This window comes from Escherichia sp. E2661 (assembly GCF_004745185.1).
In the GTDB taxonomy this organism is placed as follows: domain Bacteria; phylum Pseudomonadota; class Gammaproteobacteria; order Enterobacterales; family Enterobacteriaceae; genus Escherichia.
On the sequence record NZ_PDIG01000001.1, the window covers coordinates 1 to 20471 of the forward strand.

Consider the following 20471-nt stretch of genomic DNA (forward strand, 5'->3'; position numbering starts at 1 on the left):
AGCGTCGGAATCGCTTCCAGACAGCGACGTAGAATAAATTTTAACATTGCCGTACCTTCTGGCCTGTGCCTTCTGTAATGCGATAAAAAGCAGACACCGTGGAGCAGGATACACCTGCCCCACGCATTGCCATTAGTGCTTCACAATGTACATATTTCGGGTGTAGGTATTATCCAACGGATCTTTACCGGTATAACCCCCAACCCACGGTTTTACCAGACGCGCGTTCACGTAGTAATAAACCGGAACAATGGCCGAATCTTTATCCAACTGTTGCTCTGCTTTCGTGTACAGCGCCGTGCGCTGCGCCTCGTCTGTAGCTTTCAGGGTTTCCGCCATAATGCTGTCAAAGGCCGGGCTCTTATAATGCGCGGTGTTCATCGAACTGTTCGACAGCATGGTGTTCAGGAAGGAAGTTGGTTCATTATAGTCTGCACACCAGCCTGCACGGGCCACATCGAAAGTACCCTGGTGGCGGGTATCGAGGAATGTTTTCCATTCCTGGTTAACCAGTTTAACGTCCACGCCGATATTTTTCTTCCACAGTGAAGAGGCGGCAATCGCCAGCTTTTTATGCAGATCGGACGTGTTATATAACAGATTAATCGTTAGCGGTTTGTCTGCGGTATAGCCCGCTTCTGCCAGCAGTTTTTTCGCTTCTTCGTTACGTTTTTCCTGGCTCCAGCCAAACCATTCTGGTTGCGTCAGTTTTGCGCCATCGGTATATGGTGGCGTGTAACCATAGGCCGGCATATCGCCCTGCGCTTTGACTTTATTAACAATGATATCGCGATCCATACCCAGTTTCAGTGCGGTACGCACACGCACATCATTGAATGGCGGTTTCTGGTTGTTAATCTCGTAATAGTAAGTGCACAGGTATGGATCAACGTGAACTTCGTTCGGGATTTCTTTTTTCAGTTTCTGGAACAGTTCGATCGGCATGTTGTTATAAGTCATATCGATTTCGCCGCTACGATAACGGTTAACATCGGTGACTTCAGAAGCGATCGGTAAATAGGTCACCTGGTTAATTACCGTTTTAGCGTTATTCCAGTAGGTCGGGCTGCGCTCAAGAACGATACGTTCGTTAACAACCCAATCTTTTAATGTATAGGCGCCGTTAGTAACGATATTGCCTGGCTGGGTCCATTTTTCACCAAATTTCTCAATAGCGGCTTTTGGCACCGGGGAAGTAGATGGGTGAACCAGTAACTTATAGAAGTACGGAACAGGTTCACTTAAGGTGACTTCTAATGTGTGGTCATCGAGGGCTTTAACACCGAGATCGGTAATTGGTTTCTTCCCTTCCAGTATTTCATCAATACCCGCAATATGTCCGTATTGTAAGTAGCTTGCGTAGGGAGAAGCGGTGTTCGGATCAACAGAACGTTGCCAGCTATACACAAAGTCTTGTGCCGTGACTGGCGTGCCGTCAGACCATTTCGCATCTTTACGCAGGTGGAACGTCCAGACTTTAGCGTCTTTGTTATCCCAGGATTCAGCCACGCCAGGGGCCGGATGACCATCAAGATCGCTAACCAGCAAACCTTCAAACAGGTCACGGCTGATATTAGACTCAGGAACCCCTTCAATTTTGTGCGGATCTAATGACTGAACTTCAGAACCATTGTTGCGTACCAGCGTTTGTTTTTCCGCTAGTGTGACTCCTGCGGGTACATCAGCTGCCAGTGCGATATTCCCTGCCATAAGCGCAGCCAGAACGCCTGCTGCCACTAAACTTCTCTTGGTGATGTTGGTCATTGTGTTTTGGACTCCCTCATTATAATTACTGGTTTTTACCAGCATGTGTAATCCCGGATTAGGATACCTGTACAGCTCGGAGACTTTTTGCTGCCAGGTTGCTTTATCGTTACTAATTGCTATCACCGACTTTATTTATTCTGGTGATTCAGATGACCACCTTATGTCGATTCTTACTGTGTCTCCCCTGTCGAGACACATTATTTTTTGCAGCGTCTTTTAATCGCAAATCATTCTCATTGCCAATAAAAATCGCCAAACGGTTGGCCGAAAAGTATCAAATGCCCTTCTTGCCCGCCAATACATTTTGCAAAATTGTTACGCAATTCTCTTTTACTAACCATACCAGTACGTATACCCCTCGTTATCCAATCAATAAAATAATTTAAAAACAAAGGGATATAACTAAAGAAAGCAATACTGCCTTTTCCGGTTATAGTCCAGATAGAAAATACGCACAATAATTTAACAAATGAATGCTATTTAGCACTTTTCTCTGCCAAAGCCAGTAGAATTACTAATATCATTTCAATTATTCTTCAGCAAGGCCCAGGATTATGATGTGATGAAAATAACATGATGTTGTGGATCGCCAGATAAGGATAGTCTTATAACTATCTGTAAATTGGGGATAAAATTATCTATTTCTTTTGTTAACTACGTTGGCTTGCGGTAAAAATAATGATGAAAGAAACGGAGCATCATGACTCCGTTTCATATGAAAGGAATTAATTGAGCAGACCCGGGAAAATCCCTTTGATACCGTTGACGATAAATTCAATCCCTAATGCCATTAGCAAGAGCCCCATAATACGGGTAATGACGTTGATGCCAGTCTGACGCAGAACCCTCACCAGCCAGGGTGCCATGCGGAATAACCCCCAGCAACATAAAGCGAACAACGCGATTGCTACAAAAAAACCGAACAGATAACCAATGCTGTGATAACGCGTTCCCCATACGATGGTTGAACTGATTGCCCCTGGTCCTGCCATCAGAGGTAATGCGAGCGGTACAACGCCAATGCTTTCACGAATTGCGGTTTCTGATTTTTCTTGTTTGTTCTGTTTATCCTCGCCAAGCTTACCGCTGATCATCGACATTGCAATTGTCACGACCAGTATGCCGCCCGCGATGCGGAACGAATCAATAGATATTCCAAAAAGTTGCAGAATCGTGTCGCCGAGAAACAGTGCGATCCACAAAATAATGGCTACAGACAAGTTGGCGGTCAGATTTGTTTTGTTTCTCGCTGCCGCAGTCTGATAGCTGGTCATACTGATGAACACGGGGATGATCCCTACCGGGTTAACCAGCGCAAATAACCCGATGAAAAACTTAAAATAAACGGGAAAATCAAAAAGTGTCTGAATCACGGTTAGCTCCGAAGCAAAAGCCGGATAATGTTATCTTTAAACAAGGGTAAAAATACGTGCTGACAATACGCCTTTTGTCAGCATTTTTCACCTCCTAACTATCTAAAATTACTATCATTCATTATTGTTATCTAGTCGTACAAAACATGCTAAGGTAGCCAACAATTAATACTACAATTTATTAACTATTAGCTATTATGGCTAAAAGCGGAGCTGAAAGGTGTCAGCTTCGCGAAATCTTGATCTGGATCACTTAATCGGTACCCAGAAGTGAGTAATCTTGCTTACGCCACCTGGAAGTGACGCATTAGAGATTAATGACTCTAATGTTTAAACTCTTTTAGTAAATCACAGTGAGTGTGAGCACGAGTAAGATTTTGATTTTCAAAGGTTAAGCAAATCATCATCGCACTGACTATACTCTCGTATTCGAGCAGATGATTTACTAAAAAAGTTTAACATTATCAGGAGAGCATTATGGCTGTTACTAATGTCGCTGAACTTAACGCACTCGTAGAGCGTGTAAAAAAAAGCCCAGCGTGAATATGCCAGTTTCACTCAAGAGCAAGTAGACAAAATCTTCCGCGCCGCCGCTCTGGCTGCCGCAGATGCTCGAATCCCACTCGCAAAAATGGCCGTTGCCGAATCCGGCATGGGTATCGTTGAAGATAAAGTGATCAAAAACCACTTTGCTTCTGAATATATCTATAACGCCTACAAAGATGAAAAAGACCTGCGGTGTTCTGTCTGAAGACGACACTTTCGGTACCATCACTATCGCTGAACCAATCGGTATTATCTGCGGTATCGTTCCAACAACTAACCCGACTTCAACCGCTATCTTCAAATCTCTGATTAGCCTGAAGACCCGTAACGCCATCATTTTCTCACCACACCCGCGTGCTAAAGATGCAACCAACAAAGCTGCTGATATCGTTCTGCAGGCTGCTATTGCTGCTGGTGCACCAAAAGATCTGATTGGCTGGATCGATCAACCGTCTGTTGAACTCTCCAACGCACTGATGCACCACCCTGACATTAACCTGATCCTTGCGACCGGTGGTCCAGGCATGGTTAAAGCTGCATACAGCTCCGGTAAACCGGCGATCGGCGTAGGCGCAGGCAACACCCCAGTTGTTATTGATGAAACTGCTGATATCAAACGTGCAGTTGCATCCGTGCTGATGTCCAAAACCTTCGACAACGGCGTAATCTGTGCTTCTGAACAGTCTGTTGTTGTTGTTGATTCTGTTTATGATGCTGTACGTGAGCGTTTTGCCACCCACGGCGGCTACATGCTGCAGGGCAAAGAGCTGAAAGCTGTTCAGGACGTTATCCTGAAAAATGGCGCGCTGAACGCAGCTATCGTTGGTCAGCCAGCTTATAAAATTGCTGAACTGGCAGGCTTCTCTGTACCAGAAAACACTAAGATTCTGATCGGTGAAGTGACTGTTGTTGATGAAAGCGAACCATTCGCTCATGAAAAACTGTCCCCGACTCTGGCAATGTACCGTGCGAAAGATTTTGAAGACGCGGTAGAGAAAGCAGAGAAACTGGTTGCTATGGGCGGTATCGGTCACACATCTTGCCTGTACACCGACCAGGATAACCAGCCGGCACGCGTTTCTTACTTCGGTCAGAAAATGAAAACTGCCCGTATCCTGATCAATACCCCGGCTTCTCAGGGCGGTATCGGTGACCTGTACAACTTCAAACTCGCGCCTTCCCTGACTCTGGGTTGTGGTTCCTGGGGTGGTAACTCCATCTCTGAAAACGTTGGTCCGAAACACCTGATCAACAAGAAAACCGTTGCTAAGCGAGCTGAAAACATGTTGTGGCACAAACTTCCGAAATCTATCTACTTCCGCCGTGGCTCTCTGCCAATCGCGCTGGATGAAGTGATTACTGATGGCCACAAACGTGCGCTCATCGTGACTGACCGCTTCCTGTTCAACAACGGCTATGCTGACCAGATCACTTCTGTACTGAAAGCAGCTGGCGTAGAAACTGAAGTGTTCTTCGAAGTTGAAGCTGACCCGACTCTGAGCATTGTTCGTAAAGGTGCAGAACTGGCGAACTCCTTCAAACCAGACGTGATTATCGCGCTGGGTGGTGGTTCCCCGATGGATGCCGCGAAGATCATGTGGGTTATGTACGAACACCCAGAAACTCATTTCGAAGAACTGGCGCTGCGCTTTATGGACATCCGTAAACGTATCTACAAGTTCCCGAAAATGGGCGTGAAAGCGAAAATGATCGCAGTCACCACAACTTCCGGTACCGGTTCTGAAGTTACACCGTTCGCGGTTGTAACCGATGACGCAACTGGCCAAAAATATCCGCTGGCAGACTATGCTCTGACCCCGGATATGGCGATTGTTGACGCCAACCTGGTTATGGATATGCCTAAGTCCCTGTGTGCTTTCGGTGGTCTGGATGCAGTAACTCACGCCATGGAAGCATATGTTTCTGTACTGGCTTCTGAGTTCTCTGATGGACAGGCTCTGCAGGCGCTGAAACTGCTGAAAGAATATCTGCCAGCGTCCTACCACGAAGGGTCTAAAAACCCGGTAGCGCGTGAACGTGTTCACAGTGCGGCAACTATCGCAGGTATCGCGTTTGCTAACGCCTTCCTGGGTGTATGTCACTCAATGGCACATAAACTGGGCTCTCAGTTCCACATTCCGCATGGTCTGGCAAACGCCCTGCTGATTTGTAACGTTATCCGCTACAACGCGAATGACAACCCGACCAAGCAGACTGCATTCAGCCAGTACGACCGTCCGCAAGCACGTCGTCGTTATGCTGAAATTGCAGACCATCTGGGTCTGAGCGCTCCGGGCGACCGTACTGCTGCTAAGATCGAGAAACTGCTGGCATGGCTGGAAACGCTGAAAGCTGAACTGGGTATTCCGAAATCTATCCGTGAAGCTGGCGTTCAGGAAGCAGACTTCCTGGCAAACGTTGATAAACTGTCTGAAGATGCATTCGATGACCAGTGCACCGGCGCTAACCCGCGTTATCCGCTGATCTCCGAGCTGAAACAGATCCTGCTGGACACCTACTACGGTCGTGATTACGTAGAAGGCGCAACCGTTGCTAAAGAAGCAGCTCCGGCTAAAGCAGAGAAAAAAAGCGAAAAAATCCGCTTAATCGGTAGCTCTGTATAACATCATAAACGGTCCCATTCGGGGCCGTTTTTTTGTTTCAGACAAAGAACGGCTATGTAAACTCAAATAATCCAGCTGTATTAATTCATCATGTTTGCATTGTCGGAAAACGAGCACAAAGCGAGATTGTCGACAAATAACTCTACCTCGTAGGTAATGAGGCATCGACGCACTAAAATCGTTCTGTGGTACGTTGAGTGATGATTAAGAATAGAGAAAGGATGATGACTCGGAAGAAGTTAGTAAACGGACTGACAGGATAAAAGCGCCCTATTCACCCTGTCAGTAAAGAAAAATTTATTAGTCGTGCCGATGATTGTCCTGAATCGCCGTCAAAGAGCCAATCTCTAACGCTTCTTTATAGTGTTTACGGCAAACCGAGACGTAACGCTCATTACCACCAATAACCACCTGCTCACCTTCGTTATAAGGTCTACCCGCCAGATCAAGACGTAGCACCATGCTTGCTTTGCGGCCACAAAAACAAATAGTTTTTAATTCGACCAGTTTGTCTGACCATGCCAGTAAGTATTGGCTACCAACAAACAATTCACCGCGAAAATCGGTACGCAAACCATAACAAAGTACGGGTATATCGAGTTGATCGACAACCTCCGATAATTCATATACTTGTTGTCTGGTTAAAAACTGGCATTCATCAACAAGTACGCAATGAATTGTCTGCTGTTCGTGTTCCGCACGAATCTCATCAAATAATGATGAATTTTGGTTAAATAATTTTGCAGGTGATGACAAACCTATACGCGAGCTGACTTTCCCTGCCCCGAAACGATCATCAATTTCCGCCGTATATACGACAGTGCGCATACCGCGTTCCTGGTAATTGTATGAAGATTGCAACAATGCCGTAGACTTACCCGCATTCATTGCGGAATAGTAGAAATATAGCTGCGCCATCAGCCACAGGCCCTCAATGATATGAAATAAAGTTGGCAGGAGTTTATCATAATTCGTCAGTTTTACAGCGTAACAGTGCGCACAGAAGTAGTATATTCATCATCCATTACGAATGGCTGGCATAATCCTTCAGAGCTATCTTTACCACGGCCTTGCTTGTTATAAACGCGTAAATGACTCTTGGTAACTATTCACAATCTTTAACCTGTTGCGCACGTAATAACCCCTGTTGACCTCCAGGAAAGAGCAATACGAAGTCCTTGCACTTATTGCGACTGTTCTACTTTTCATCATTCGCTTAATAGGGGATTTTCATAAACAGGGCTAATACCCAAGAGTGAAAAGGCTCCAGCGCATGTTAATCTCCACATAAAATGTGACATGAATCAGGAAGTTTTAACCTTAAGTGATGCGAAAGCATCGATGTAAATAGGGCTATATGCCACGTCATTTCTGGCTAATTTTATGAAAAGATATTTATTGTCGGTACGAAATAAAGAACATTTTTGAATTCCTTACATTCCTGGCTATTGCACAACTGAATTTAAGGCTCTATTATTACCTCAACAAACCACCCCAATATAAGTTTGAGATTACTACAATGAGCGAAGCACTTAAAATTCTGAACAACATCCGTACTCTTCGTGCGCAGGCAAGAGAATGTACACTTGAAACGCTGGAAGAAATGCTGGAAAAATTAGAAGTTGTTGTTAACGAACGTCGCGAAGAAGAAAGCGCAGCTGCTGCTGAAGTTGAAGAACGTACTCGTAAACTGCAGCAATATCGTGAAATGCTGATCGCTGACGGTATTGACCCGAACGAACTGCTGAATAGCATTGCTGCTGTTAAATCTGGCACCAAAGCTAAACGCGCACAGCGTCCGGCTAAATATAGCTACGTTGACGAAAACGGCGAAACCAAAACCTGGACTGGCCAGGGCCGTACTCCAGCTGTAATCAAAAAAGCAATGGATGAGCAAGGTAAATCCCTCGACGATTTCCTGATCAAGCAATAATCTTTTCTTGATTCTGTTTGCTTAAAATCCCGCCATTGGCGGGATTTTTTATTGTCCGTTTTAAGACTCTCTGATAAGAATACGCTATAAAAAAACGGCATTGATCACTCAATGCCGTTTCGTAGAAAACATCGTGATAGATGTTACTTCTTAATGCCTATCTCTTCTTCAAGCCAGGCTTTAAATTCAGTACCCAGAGTGTTGTGGCGAATACCGTATTCAACGAAGGCCTGCATGTAACCTAATTTATTACCGCAGTCATGGCTCTTCCCTTTCATATGATAGGCTTCAACCGTTTCTTTTTCGATCAGCATATCAATCGCGTCGGTGAGCTGAATTTCATCACCTGCTCCCGGAGGGGTTTTTGCCAGCAGCGGCCAAATATCAGCACTGAGAACATAACGGCCGACAATAGCAAGATTAGACGGCGCTACATCTGCTTTCGGTTTTTCTACCACACCGACCATCGGTACACTTTCGCCAGGTGCTAAATCCACACCTTTGCAATCCACAACACCATATGCCGTCACATCAGCAACAGGCTCCACCATTATCTGGCTGTGGCCAGTTTCATCAAAGCGACGAATCATCTCTGCAAGGTTATCCTGCGATAAATCGGATTCATATTCATCCAGAATAACGTCAGGCAAAATAACAGCCACAGGTTCATCACCCACTACCGGATGGGCACACAATACTGCGTGTCCCAAACCTTTCGCCAGTCCCTGACGAACTTGCATAATAGTCACGTGTGGTGGACAAATGGACTGCACTTCATCAAGCAACTGGCGTTTTACACGTTTTTCCAGCATTGCTTCCAGTTCAAAACTGGTATCGAAATGGTTTTCAATAGAGTTTTTAGATGAGTGAGTGACCAGCACAATTTCAGTAATGCCAGCCGCAATACATTCATTCACGACGTATTGAATTAATGGCTTATCGACAAGCGGCAGCATCTCTTTCGGGATAGCTTTCGTCGCCGGCAACATCCTGGTTCCTAATCCCGCAACGGGGATAACGGCTTTTTTGACTTTCGTATTAATGGCAGCCATTTAAATTCTCCTGGACTGTTCGTGTATTGAACGTGTTCATATTTCTGTGTCGCATCCCAGTATATCAGTACCCTGACGAGGCCTGGTTCTGAAAAGGAGGCGAGTTAACATAATTAAGACAATTACTTAAACGAATGGCGACGATAGTACCACCAGCCGACACCAGCGCGTAATGCAATTTTATCCCATATAATCGTTTGCTCATTCCGCAGACAACATCAAGCGCAGTCTTCCACCTGTTCCCCAAATTTGACATTGCCAGGCATCACATCGCTGGCTCAATTGATTCAAATAGGCGTTGCCTAATGTTCCTAACGGAACGCCATTACTGATTTGAATCTGGTGTTCACCAGCATTTAACGTTGCATTCAGACCAGCGGAAACCAAAATGAGATTTTTTAATTCACGATGATAATAGCCGACTAATAGCGGGAACTGACCAGGCAGATTGGCCTGCCGCAGTAAATGATTTACCTGCTTCAATAACGCACCCAACTCTGGCAAACGCTGATTTTGGTGGGCAATCTGTTCCTGTAATAACCCATTAAACAGCGCGCGTAATAACAAGGCGGCAAGGACACCATTATGTCCGGCGCGAGTTACATCGAGACAATAAAAAGCCAGATCGTTTTCCGAAAGAGCTGCAATATCAAGCACCAGCCCCGGTTTATCAACGGCCACCAGTTGGCGATAATTAACCCGGCAATGGGAAATCACCTGCTGAACCGGAGGTTGTAATTCTTGCAATAATTTAGCAGCCGCGGTGGGATTATCCACCATCGCATCCCAGTCGCGAAAAAGCCTTTCTTCTTCCTCTACACGCGAATTAAACATGCTGGGATAGAGACACGCAAAAACCATCTCGCGCAGACGGTTGAGATCTTTAACTGGTTTTAACAAAACATCTTCCACGCCCAGACGTAACGCTTTCGCGATATCTGCCATGTTTTCCGTAGCGGAAATCACCAGGACAGGTGTTTGGTCACCCCGGTTGCGAATATGTTCCAATAGTTTCAGGCCGTTCATTCTCGGCATTGCAATATCACATATCATTAGATCGGGTGTGAAACCGCCCAGTAGCTCAAGGGCATCCACCCCATCAGCCGCCAGTACCGTTGTCGCTCCCAATGAGGAAAACCACGAATCCAGAAGCGAGCGAAATACCGCCTCATCTTCAACTATGAGAATCTGTTTTCCGACCAATGGCTGCGTCATGTTCTCTCCCCTGACTGGCTTTATTCAATAGTGGCATGCTATTGCCATCAGTGCCTGTCAGAATTAACTTAAGTGTAGATAAAAAATCAGGTCAAAACGTTAGTTCGAACTAGCGGTAAAAGCTCATCCATTTTCTTCTCAACCGCCAATTGTCCTGCCGAAATGGCAGCCTGCGCACGATGAAAATCGAGCGTGGATATCTGTGGGCAAACGGGTTGAATCAGAATATCAGGCGGGTCCCCTGCCATACGGTTTCTTTTAAGGCGGTTTTCCAATACCTGAATAGAGGTAGTCATAATCTCTGTTGCTGTCGGTGCCGTGACGCCTCGACGCGCAGTAATACTACTTAGCCGCTCTTTCAGCCGCGCATGCCAGGGTAGATCATCTTCACTCTCGCCATTTTCAGCACTGACATTAAATGAAAGAAGATCTTGCTGCATTAAGTGAGCGTCGTGCTGGAGATCAACCGCAATTACGATATCTGCGCCCAACGCACGAGTCAGAGAGATAGGAATGGGATTAACGACTGCGCCATCAACAAGCCAGTAGCCGTTATGTGCGACCGGTGCCATCAAGCCCGGAATACTGCAGGATGCACGAATAGCGAGATGGAGATCACCTTCGGTAAACCATAATTCGCGCCCTGTGCTTAGATTGGTGGCGACTGCAGCAAAGCGGCGTGAACAATTCTCGATTTCTGTTTCTGGCATTATTTCACGATACCGATTGAACACACGCTCGCCGCGCAGCAGCCCACCGCGCTGCCAGGAGAGGTCCATCAGTCGTAAAACATCCCAATAGCTAAAAGAGGTAACCCACTCTTCCAGCGCAGATAATCGGCCACAGGCATAGGCTGCGCCTACCAGCGAACCAATTGAACATCCTGCGACGATATCAATTTCAATGCCCATTTTTTTAAGCGCGTTAATGACGCCAATATGCGACCATCCTCGTGCAGCACCGGATCCCAGCGCCAGCCCTATTTTTACTTTTCTCATTGTTCCTGAAAGCGTCCCCTGGAATGCAGCCGTAGCCACATCGCTACCGCTCGGTTAACATAGTGCTACTCCGGCGGTTAAAACGCCGTTATTGTTTCCAGGGAGATTATTTGTGTCTAAGCTTTGTCCCTGTGGTAGTGCTGTCGAGTATAGCCTATGTTGCCACCCTTATGTGTCTGGTGAAAAGGTTGCACCAGATCCCGAACGTCTTATGCGTTCGCGTTACTGCGCTTTTGTGATGCACGACGCAGATTATTTAATTAAAACCTGGCATCCATCCTGTGGCGCCTCGGTGTTACGTGCTGAATTAATTGCCGGATTTGCACATACCGAATGGTTAGGTTTGACCGTATTTGAACGTTCATATCATGAAGGTGACGACGTAGGTTATGTCAGTTTTGTCGCTCGTTTTACTGAGAAGGGTAAATCCGGGGCGATTATTGAGCGTTCGCGATTTTTGAAAGAAAACGGTCAATGGTACTATATTGATGGTACACGTCCGCAGTTTGGTCGCAACGATCCCTGCCCTTGTGGTTCAGGTAAAAAATTTAAAAAGTGCTGCGGCCAATAAAGGTTGACGGTACGGTTTAGCAAACACTCTCAACAAGGTTTTTCCAGCAATGCATTCACTCCAACGTAAAGTTCTGCGTACTATTTGCCCGGATCAAAAAGGTCTGATCGCGCGTATTACTAATATTTGCTACAAGCACGAGTTAAATATCGTGCAGAACAATGAATTTGTTGACCACCGTACCGGGCGCTTTTTTATGCGCACGGAACTGGAGGGTATTTTTAATGATTCCACCCTGTTGGCGGATCTCGATAGCGCTTTGCCAGAAGGTTCGGTGCGTGAACTGAATCCCGCAGGTCGCCGCCGCATAGTCATTCTGGTGACCAAAGAAGCGCATTGCCTGGGCGATTTGCTGATGAAAGCCAACTACGGTGGACTGGATGTTGAAATCGCTGCGGTTATTGGTAACCACGAGACTTTACGTTCTCTGGTGGAACGTTTTGATATTCCGTTTGAATTGGTGAGCCATGAAGGGTTAAGCCGCAACGAGCACGATCAGAAGATGGCGGATGCCATTGAAGCGCATCAACCTGATTATGTGGTGCTGGCGAAATATATGCGCGTGCTGACGCCGGAGTTCGTGGCGCGCTTCCCGAACAAAATTATCAACATTCACCATTCATTCCTGCCAGCGTTTATCGGCGCACGTCCCTATCATCAGGCTTATGAACGCGGCGTGAAGATTATTGGCGCAACAGCACACTATGTAAATGACAATCTGGATGAAGGTCCAATCATCATGCAGGATGTCATTCATGTGGATCACACCTACACTGCCGAAGACATGATGCGTGCAGGTCGTGATGTTGAGAAAAACGTATTAAGCCGCGCGCTTTACCAGGTTTTGGCACAGCGTGTATTTGTTTACGGTAACCGGACGATTATTCTTTAATCGCTGGCAAAATAGAACTGGTTGGCTTTAATCCGTTGCGGATGAAAATTACGCAACCAGTTCATTTTTCTCAACGTAACTCTTTACAGCGGCGTGTCATTTGATATGATGCGCCCCGCTTCCCAGTGAGGGAGCAGGCCAGTAAAAAGCATTACCCCTGGTGGGGTTCCCGAGCGGCCAAAGGGAGCAGACTGTAAATCTGCCGTCATCGACTTCGAAGGTTCGAATCCTTCCCCCACCACCATCTCAAGCATTACCTACAATATGAATTACCCCTGGTGGGGTTCCCGAGCGGCCAAAGGGAGCAGACTGTAAATCTGCCGTCATCGACTTCGAAGGTTCGAATCCTTCCCCCACCACCATCACTTCCTGATAAAACTCATTTCAAACTTATCGATATCGTTTCATATTCTGCCCATGCGGGGAAGGATGAGAAGCTTCGACTAAAGTTCGACTCGAGCGTCAGCGAGAGAGCGTTGCCGCAGGCAACGACCCGAAGGGCGAAGCGCGTAGCGCTGAGTAATCCTTCCTCCACCTCCATCACTTGATTCCACTCTCACTCTGACGGCTTCTCCCCCATTCGCCGTAAAAACTGCTGCTGTAGCCTCAGCAAATCCGCTAACGTCAACAACTGATAATCCAGACCTTGCTGGCTGGCAATTTGCGCGATAATGCGGCTTAACGCTGGATAATGGCGATGATGCCAGTGAGGAAAAAGATGATGGGTAAGATGCAAATTAATCCCGCCCAGCCAGTAGCCAAGCCATGCAGGTTGCGGCGTCCAGTCAAAGGTAGTGGCGAAGGTATGCGCCAACCGGCCCACGGCCATTTTGCCCTCTTCTGGCGGTAACTGCGTATGCCCCTTCGCCCAGTGCGTTCCGATAATCAACATCACAAAGATCAATGACGCCAGCAGCTGGCTAAGCAGATAAGTCAGCAGGATGGTCATAAAACTAAAATCAGACAAAAGCCACGGGAGTATCAGACAGAGCGCACAATGCGCCAGTTTCCCGGCTAAGAAATACCCCCAGCCAGCAAAACCCCTCAGGGCCAGATGCCGTGTTACCGGCGTATACCCGGCGCGATCGAGCCAGTCCACCACCCAGATATACCAGGGAAAGGTGAGCGCCGCGACCAGCGGCCAGTAGCGATGTTGCTGGCGCATAAAAGGTCGCCACCGTTGCCACGGAGTCTGGCGAAGAATGCCATTTTCTGCGGTATCCGGATCGTAAAATTCAATATTGGTAAAGCCGTGATGAAAGCGAACGTGGCGTACTCGCCAACAGTCCGGATCAAGCCCCATCGGGAACGCAACCCACCGGTTAAGCCAGGCATTGGCCTTTTTACCGCGCAAAAACGCATCATGTGACGCGTCATGCACCACATTAACCGCTAACAGCATGGCGCAAAACATCATCGTCAGATACCACAACAGATACAGCCCCCACTGGCTTTGAGACAACGCCAGTGAATAGCAGGATAAACAGGCAATAATCAGTGCCACCATTTTGGTGAATGCCCAGCCGTCGGCATAACGATGCTCGCCTGCTTTTGCGAGGTACGATTTCGTACCATTCTGCAACTGTTTCACCAGGTGCGAATCATCGGCAGGAAAAGTGATTAACCTGTCGGGATTAAACAGGTTCATAGCGTTTCCTTAGCGACTTACGTCCTACACCGATTAGGAATAACACGCAATGGGCCAGCAAAATGCCCGCTAATCCCTTCCAGAGCAGAGTGCTCCATGAACACATATAAAGAATAAAATAGAGCAGTGACAACGTCACAGAGCACCACAAAATCATTCCCCAACGCTGCCCGTCGCTCATGCCCCCCAGCGCAATGGAGCCTGCCACCAGCAGAACAAATAATACGGCTTGCTCACTGGTAATAAACTCGATGCCATAGCCATATTGTTGAATGTAGCCAAGCACCAACATAAACAGCAGGATCACCCCTGCCCCCACTGCCCACGCGGAACTTTGGTAGCGACGTTCAATTGCTTTGCCAAATGAGCGAAAGCCCATTAAGCGTAAAAATGGCAGGTTACTCTCGCGCATCGGGTTACAGGACAAGCGACTATTTTTTACGCCATAGGCCACGTCATGATCCGGCCCGGCGCTATAAGAACCGAAAATTTTATCCCACAACAGAAAGGTGCCGCCGTAATTGGTATCGGCATATTGCTTTTCATTCAGATGATGGACGCGATGATGCGAAGGCGTGATCAGCACTTTTTCCAGCCAGCCCAGTTTCGGCGTTAGCGCGTTATGGTTAAAAAATTGCCAACTATAGTGAATAATAGAAACCGCCAAAAAGACCTGCAACGGCACACCAAGCAGCGCCAGCAGCATTAAAAACGGGATTGAGGTTAACGAGGAATACCACGAATTCCGCACGCCTAATGACAGGTTGTAGTGTTCACCCTGATGATGCACCACATGTACCGCCCACAGCGGGCGCATTTCGTGATGCCAGCGATGCAACCAATAAAAACCGAAATCCCACGCCAGCAAAGTAAACAACCAAAGCAGGATCACCGGTGCATTATCAAACAGCCCAAGGCTGAAGTGATTGACCACCAGGCCATAGCAGAGCACTTCCAGGCCGCGAAATAACCACAGCATCATATGACCGGAGTTGATATTAAAAATAACGTCCAGCCATTCCACTTTTTGCCGCCCGGTGAATTGCAACACGCCCGCTTCGGCTAACACCAACAGTACCATCAATATGATGGGAAACAGTAAATCACTCATATTGCGTCTTCCTTTTCGCGCATATTGCGCATATCCAACCGCAAATCGACGCCAGCAACGCGCCGCCTACTAAATCGATAAATAAATGTCTGCGTAATTGCAGAATCGAAAAGGCGATCGCTATCGCCCAGACTACGCTCATCAGCGTCAGCCAACGGTTCCCCTTTTTGGCAATCGCCCATACCGCCAACAGCGTGAGCGCCGCATGTAAAGAGGGAAAACAGTTCTGACTTGAGTCAATGGCGATCAGCCCGTTTAATGCACCCGTTGAGATCCCCGACTGCACAAACGGGGGATATTGCATAGTTGTGGGCCAGAGAAGATAAAACAAGCCAGCTACAAGTGCCGAAAGTTGCATTGCGCGGGCCAGCCAGCGCAGGTGGCAAAGTGGTGTGGATAAATAACCTAACGGCACAATTAAAAAAAACGAGAGATACAGCCACACGGCAGAGGGTGAAAACGCAATCAGATTATCAATTACTGACGGCGTTAATTGATATCCCTGACCTTGCAGGTAGTCGCTAAAGTTATAGATAACCCCAACGGTTCCCCAGCCCAGCAGCATCTGTTTCAGGCGTAGTAGTAGATTGCTCATTCCCGCCCCCACTCACGCACAATTCGCCGCCGCTTGGCTGTAAAAGCAACTGGCACTGGTTGCGACTCAAGGAACCATATCAAGTGCTCCACTGCGATATTCTGGCGCATAAACAAAGCATTCAACGCTTCCCGGCACTGCTCCAGCATCCCCGGTTCGCAATCTGCTATTAGCGTTAGCTGTGCTGCCCCGGTTTGTAGCAGGCGATAATCAGCGGTTAACGGCAGCGTCATCGCCAGCACCCGACTACAGGCATCGGCAAAAACGGTCTGCATATCGCCAGATCTTGTCGGCAGTTGCAGTTGATCGTCCTGCCGCCCTTCGATACGCGCAATCGCCATTGCCGCACTGCCACAAGGGCATGGCTGTTCACTTGCCACCAGCACATCATCCAGTCGATAACGCACCACCGGCTGCGTGGTGCGGGTAAAGTCTGTGACGATCGGCACGAAACGGTGCTCATCCAGCCATTGCGGTTCAATGTGAACAAATTCTTCGTTGAGATGTAACGTGCCACACCGGCAGGTAGAGGCGAGAAAGCCTTCTGTCGCCTGATAAATCTCGCCCACATTGTTGAACACGCTTCGCTGTAATTCCCGATCCTGCGACTCCAGAACTTCCGCTACCGAGATCACTTTTTTGACCTTTAGCGTTAGCTCTCCGGCAATCACCGCCAGCGCCAGTGCGCGTAATACCTGAGCTGGCGCGACAATAATCGTCGGCGCTCGCTGTTCCAGTTGTTTGAGTTGCGCCTGAAATGGCGCCAGCAGATCGTAAAAGTCGAGACTTAACCAGCGGTTATTCACGCTTTGATAGAGGTTGTTGTCCGCGCGCAAAAACAGTGCCACCCGCTCTCTGGCAAATAAACCGTCGGGTAACACTTTTGCCAGCACACCGGCGGCCCAAATCTGTTGCTCGTGCGGGCTAACAACAAAAAGCCCACGACGCCCCGATGTACCTGATGAAAGCCCGACGCTGAACTTGCCCACGCTGGGTTTGAAATCACGACTCTGCTCACTGCGCATTGCACAGGCGAGAAGCTCGTCGCGCTTTAAACCAGCGGTATTCATCTCATCGAAGTGCGTCATCATTAACGCTTTGTCCATCAACGGCCACTGGTTAAAGGGCAAGGCCAGATAACGCTGAAACCACGGGCTTTTAGATAAGACATTTTGCCGGAACTGATGCAGCCTTTTTGCCTGCCAGTATTCCAGCGCCTGGCGATCGGTGAAATGCAGCCTGCGGGTACGGAAGTAGCGCCAGAGTAAAGCCAGCGGGATCATAAATCCCCCTCGTGGCACAAACGAATGTCCACTGCGCCGTTTTGCCAAAGCTGATGTAATTGCCCAAGCGTACGGTAGTAGGCGCGGCTGTCAGACATCACCAGATGCGCCAGTGGTGAAGGCCCTCGCTGCTCCTGATAGTTAGCTGGTGCCCATGCCGCATCCCCAGCCAGTAAAGTCCAGCCATCGTCTGTTTGCACAAACGCACCGATATGTCCGCCAGCATGTCCGGGAAGCGGCACGAGGATAATTTCGCCATTGCTTTCTGGCAGCAAATAGCCACTCTCAAACGGTGCCAGTTCAGGAGGCATATTCACCGATGCGAAACTTTCAATAAAGCGCAGTGAAGAGTCAAAATTCTCCGGGATCAGCCCTGGCACAAAGGCCTGACGCAATGCGGCTATGCCACGCAGCGTTCTTACCTGCTGCCAACCTTCACCAGAACAGATACAGGCGACATCAGGGAAATCGCGCAGGCCAGCAATATGATCGGCGTGAAAATGCGACAGAATAATCGCATCAACATCTTTTGCCGCCAGTCCGTGTGCGGAAAGTTGCCGCACCAGCGCCTGTTGTGGATCGAAATAAACCGGCGTGACCTGGCGATAAAGACGAAATACGCCGGATTGCGTGTAGTGTTCGAACCACGATGAATAGCCGGTGTCCCACAGCCAGCGTTTATCCCCCACTTCCAGCAGCCAGGCGCGGGCGGGGAACTTACACACTTTCAGCCCCGCCCCTTTCAGCGCAATACAGCCAATATGGGTACACCAGCCCGTTTCAAATACGGTTATTTTTGCCATGTTCCCTCAGCCATTGTCCCGTGATTGCAATACCTTGCTCCATCGAAAAGCGCGGGTGATATCCCAGCTCTGTAATGGCCTTTTGCGCACTCAGCGTCATATCAAAACAGAGTGTTCCGGCGCTGTAACGTGTGATAACAGGTTCCTGATTAACGTATTTCCCGTACAGCTCCAGGCCGCGCGCGACCAGAGAAAGCAGCGGCCAGGGAACGGCTGCAATGCGGTAACTCAAGCCCAGTTGCTGGCGCAGTAAGGCGTCAAGCATTACAGATAATTTCTGCGGCTGATGATTGGTAATGTTGTAAATACTGCCAGAGCGTAATCCTTCAACCTGCGTTGCCAGTTGCATGGCATACACCACGTTTTGCACGAACGTGAGATCCAATAACGCGTCGCCCCCGCGCGGCAAACGTAAGCAACCGCCGCCCTGTAGCAATTGCTGCATCAGACGGGGAACAATTACCTGGTCATGAGGACCAAAAAGTCCACGGGGGCGCAAAAGGATAAACCTCGTGGCAGGATATCGAGAAACAGCGCCAGCAATAGCCTGTTCAGCAGCGTATTTACTGCTGGCATAATGGCTGGAAAATGTTCGCGCAAGATAATTTTCTGGCAGGTCGTAGTGATGTTGAAAATCAAAGTAAACTGCAGGCGTGGAGATATGGATAAACCGGGGAATGTTCAGCCTGCCTGCCGCCTGTGCCAGGCTGTGGGTCGCTTTGACATTGGCAAGCCAGAATGCCGTTTTGTCTCCCCAGGGCGAAGACTTTGCCGCACAGTGCCAGACGGCATCGCAGCCTTCCATCAACCGGGCGCAGTCATCCTCAGTTGCCTCGGTTAAATCGAGAGCCACAAACTGTGCACCTGCGCTTGTGAGAACTTTGCCAATCTCACGATTTCGCCCTGTTGCAACAACCGAAACACCCGATTGCAACAAATATTGCACAGCATTTCGCCCCAGGCCGCTGGTCGCCCCCGTCACGAGAATTTTCACGGTAAAAGCACCATGCCTGCCAGCGTTAATCCCGCCGCCGTGCCAATCAACATTGCAGGTTTATTCGCAGCAAAACGACCGCTAATCATCGCTTCATGCAGCGCCGTGGGTATAGACGCAGCTACCTGATTACCGTAGAAACGGTAGACATCAATAAGCGCAGATTCCGGCACTCGCAGCCGTTTACGCATATGTTCAAGGGAAAGATGACTGGCCTGATGCGGAACGACCGTACCGATATCAGCCAGTTGCAGACCGCTTTTTTGCAGTAAGCGCGAAAAATAATCTTCAATAAGTGAAGAGGCAAAACGAAACAGCGGTTTCCCCTGCATATGAAAAAGGAAGTCGCTATCACTGACGCCTGAACGAGGATTACACCGCGTGCCGCCAGCGCGAATTTCACACAGCTCGTTACCTTCGGGATACATTTCGATCAGGCTGGCGATAATCCCGCTGCGACCATCGCCCCGCTCAACAATCGCGCACGCCGCGCCATCACCAAAAATTAATGAAGACTCTTCATGATCCCAGTCGATACCGCGTGAAGCAATATCTGCCGAAACGATGGCAATGCGCCGGTATGCTCCACAGTTAAGTAATCCGGCAGCGACTTCCAGAGCGGAAATAAAGCTCACGCAACTGCTGTTGATATCAAACCCGGCAACGCCTGCAGGCATCGCTGCGGCCTTGAGAATATGAATTGCGCTACAGGGTAATGCCTGTACGGCAATGGCTGACGCACAAATTAACAGATCAATATCAGAAGGTTTTAAGGCAGCCGATGCTAACGCATTATGCAACGCTTCTGCCGCCAGTTCGGCCTGGCTGGCGTCGTTGCTGGCAAAATAGCGCCAGCAAATACCGGAATGTCGCTCAACGTAGCCCGCAGGTTTATTTAACTGAACATCCAGTTGTTGAGAGGTAATTTTATCAGGCGGTAAGGCGATCCCCGTGGCGATTATTTTTAATGCCGCAGAGATCGTCGATTGATTAGGTTGATCCACGGTCAGTGCTCCTTCACTGCTCCATAGGTGGGCCAATCATATCGATGAGGTTCGTTTCTCTA

At 48.3% G+C, this 20471-nt stretch carries 16 protein-coding genes, 2 tRNA genes, 1 other RNA gene and 1 pseudogene; 7 read left to right on the plus strand and 13 right to left on the minus strand.

Features of this window, described 5'->3' with window-relative positions; genetic code table 11:
• Positions 1 to 132 precede the first annotated feature (132 nt).
• Together oppA and ychE are read right to left on the minus strand one after the other, a co-directional pair.
• Complete coding sequence (gene oppA / locus CRI63_RS00005) at positions 133 to 1764, minus strand: oligopeptide ABC transporter substrate-binding protein OppA (protein ID WP_130208890.1); 1632 nt, start codon at positions 1762 to 1764, stop codon at positions 133 to 135.
• A 728-nt stretch (positions 1765 to 2492) separates the two neighbouring features.
• Positions 2493 to 3140, minus strand: a complete 648-nt coding sequence (gene ychE, locus CRI63_RS00010) for an NAAT family transporter YchE (RefSeq protein ID WP_000616766.1) — start codon at positions 3138 to 3140, stop codon at positions 2493 to 2495.
• Positions 3141 to 3617: 477 nt separating this feature from the next.
• Between ychE and adhE the strand changes: the two are divergent.
• Positions 3618 to 6310: pseudogene (gene adhE, locus CRI63_RS00015) on the plus strand (bifunctional acetaldehyde-CoA/alcohol dehydrogenase).
• 300 nt (positions 6311 to 6610) lie between these two features.
• Here adhE and tdk read toward each other — a convergent pair.
• Positions 6611 to 7228, minus strand: a complete 618-nt coding sequence (gene tdk / locus CRI63_RS00020; RefSeq protein WP_130208894.1) for a thymidine kinase — start codon at positions 7226 to 7228, stop codon at positions 6611 to 6613.
• A gap of 601 nt (positions 7229 to 7829) precedes the next feature.
• On the opposite strand from tdk, the gene hns reads away from it, so the two are divergent.
• Positions 7830 to 8243, plus strand: coding sequence for a histone-like nucleoid-structuring protein H-NS (gene hns, locus CRI63_RS00025; RefSeq protein ID WP_105289150.1), 414 nt, complete (start codon positions 7830 to 7832; stop codon positions 8241 to 8243).
• Positions 8244 to 8386: 143 nt separating this feature from the next.
• Here the strand turns inward: hns and galU are convergent, their stop codons facing one another.
• The 3 genes from galU to rssA form a co-directional block, all read right to left on the minus strand.
• Complete coding sequence (gene galU / locus CRI63_RS00030) at positions 8387 to 9295, minus strand: UTP--glucose-1-phosphate uridylyltransferase GalU (protein ID WP_130208896.1); 909 nt, start codon at positions 9293 to 9295, stop codon at positions 8387 to 8389.
• Positions 9296 to 9496: 201 nt separating this feature from the next.
• Complete coding sequence (gene rssB / locus CRI63_RS00035; protein WP_130216020.1) at positions 9497 to 10510, minus strand: two-component system response regulator RssB; 1014 nt, start codon at positions 10508 to 10510, stop codon at positions 9497 to 9499.
• 86 nt (positions 10511 to 10596) lie between these two features.
• Complete coding sequence (rssA, locus tag CRI63_RS00040) at positions 10597 to 11508, minus strand: patatin-like phospholipase RssA (RefSeq protein ID WP_135518110.1); 912 nt, start codon at positions 11506 to 11508, stop codon at positions 10597 to 10599.
• Positions 11509 to 11620: 112 nt separating this feature from the next.
• Here rssA and CRI63_RS00045 point away from each other — a divergent pair, with 112 nt between their 5' ends.
• The 5 genes from CRI63_RS00045 to CRI63_RS00065 all read left to right on the plus strand — a co-directional run bounded on the left by CRI63_RS00045 (position 11621) and on the right by CRI63_RS00065 (position 13511).
• Positions 11621 to 12079 (plus strand): YchJ family protein, encoded by a 459-nt coding sequence (locus tag CRI63_RS00045; RefSeq protein ID WP_130208902.1) that lies wholly within the window; start codon positions 11621 to 11623, stop codon positions 12077 to 12079.
• Between the two features lie 49 nt (positions 12080 to 12128).
• Positions 12129 to 12971 (plus strand): formyltetrahydrofolate deformylase, encoded by an 843-nt coding sequence (gene purU, locus CRI63_RS00050; RefSeq protein WP_130208904.1) that lies wholly within the window; start codon positions 12129 to 12131, stop codon positions 12969 to 12971.
• Positions 12972 to 13130: 159 nt separating this feature from the next.
• Positions 13131 to 13215: transfer RNA gene (locus tag CRI63_RS00055), tRNA-Tyr, on the plus strand.
• 33 nt (positions 13216 to 13248) lie between these two features.
• Positions 13249 to 13333 (plus strand) — tRNA-Tyr (locus tag CRI63_RS00060).
• A gap of 46 nt (positions 13334 to 13379) precedes the next feature.
• Positions 13380 to 13511, plus strand: a non-coding RNA gene (locus CRI63_RS00065) — RtT sRNA.
• A 16-nt stretch (positions 13512 to 13527) separates the two neighbouring features.
• Here CRI63_RS00065 and CRI63_RS00070 read toward each other — a convergent pair.
• From CRI63_RS00070 to CRI63_RS00100, 7 genes are read right to left on the minus strand one after another with little or no spacing between them, the layout of a single operon-like run.
• The gene (locus CRI63_RS00070; RefSeq protein ID WP_135518112.1) at positions 13528 to 14619 is read right to left on the minus strand and encodes an acyl-CoA desaturase; all 1092 of its coding nucleotides are present in this window, start codon (positions 14617 to 14619) and stop codon (positions 13528 to 13530) included.
• Positions 14606 to 15730, minus strand: a complete 1125-nt coding sequence (locus CRI63_RS00075; RefSeq protein ID WP_135518114.1) for a sterol desaturase family protein — start codon at positions 15728 to 15730, stop codon at positions 14606 to 14608. Before CRI63_RS00075 ends, CRI63_RS00070 begins: the two co-directional genes overlap by 14 nt.
• On the minus strand, positions 15723 to 16325 hold the full coding sequence (locus CRI63_RS00080) for a phosphatase PAP2 family protein (protein WP_135518116.1): 603 nt from the start codon (positions 16323 to 16325) through the stop codon (positions 15723 to 15725). Before CRI63_RS00080 ends, CRI63_RS00075 begins: the two co-directional genes overlap by 8 nt.
• On the minus strand, positions 16322 to 17608 hold the full coding sequence (locus CRI63_RS00085; protein ID WP_135518118.1) for a F390 synthetase-related protein: 1287 nt from the start codon (positions 17606 to 17608) through the stop codon (positions 16322 to 16324). Before CRI63_RS00085 ends, CRI63_RS00080 begins: the two co-directional genes overlap by 4 nt.
• Positions 17605 to 18411, minus strand: a complete 807-nt coding sequence (locus CRI63_RS00090) for an MBL fold metallo-hydrolase (RefSeq protein WP_135518120.1) — start codon at positions 18409 to 18411, stop codon at positions 17605 to 17607. Before CRI63_RS00090 ends, CRI63_RS00085 begins: the two co-directional genes overlap by 4 nt.
• Positions 18389 to 19405 carry an NAD(P)-dependent oxidoreductase gene (locus CRI63_RS00095; RefSeq protein ID WP_135518122.1) on the minus strand — a complete coding sequence of 339 codons (1017 nt, stop codon included), beginning with the start codon at positions 19403 to 19405 and terminating at the stop codon, positions 18389 to 18391. Before CRI63_RS00095 ends, CRI63_RS00090 begins: the two co-directional genes overlap by 23 nt.
• Positions 19402 to 20409 (minus strand): 3-oxoacyl-[acyl-carrier-protein] synthase III C-terminal domain-containing protein, encoded by a 1008-nt coding sequence (locus CRI63_RS00100; protein WP_135518124.1) that lies wholly within the window; start codon positions 20407 to 20409, stop codon positions 19402 to 19404. The genes CRI63_RS00095 and CRI63_RS00100 overlap by 4 nt, the downstream gene beginning before the upstream one ends.
• Positions 20410 to 20471: the final 62 nt, after the last annotated feature.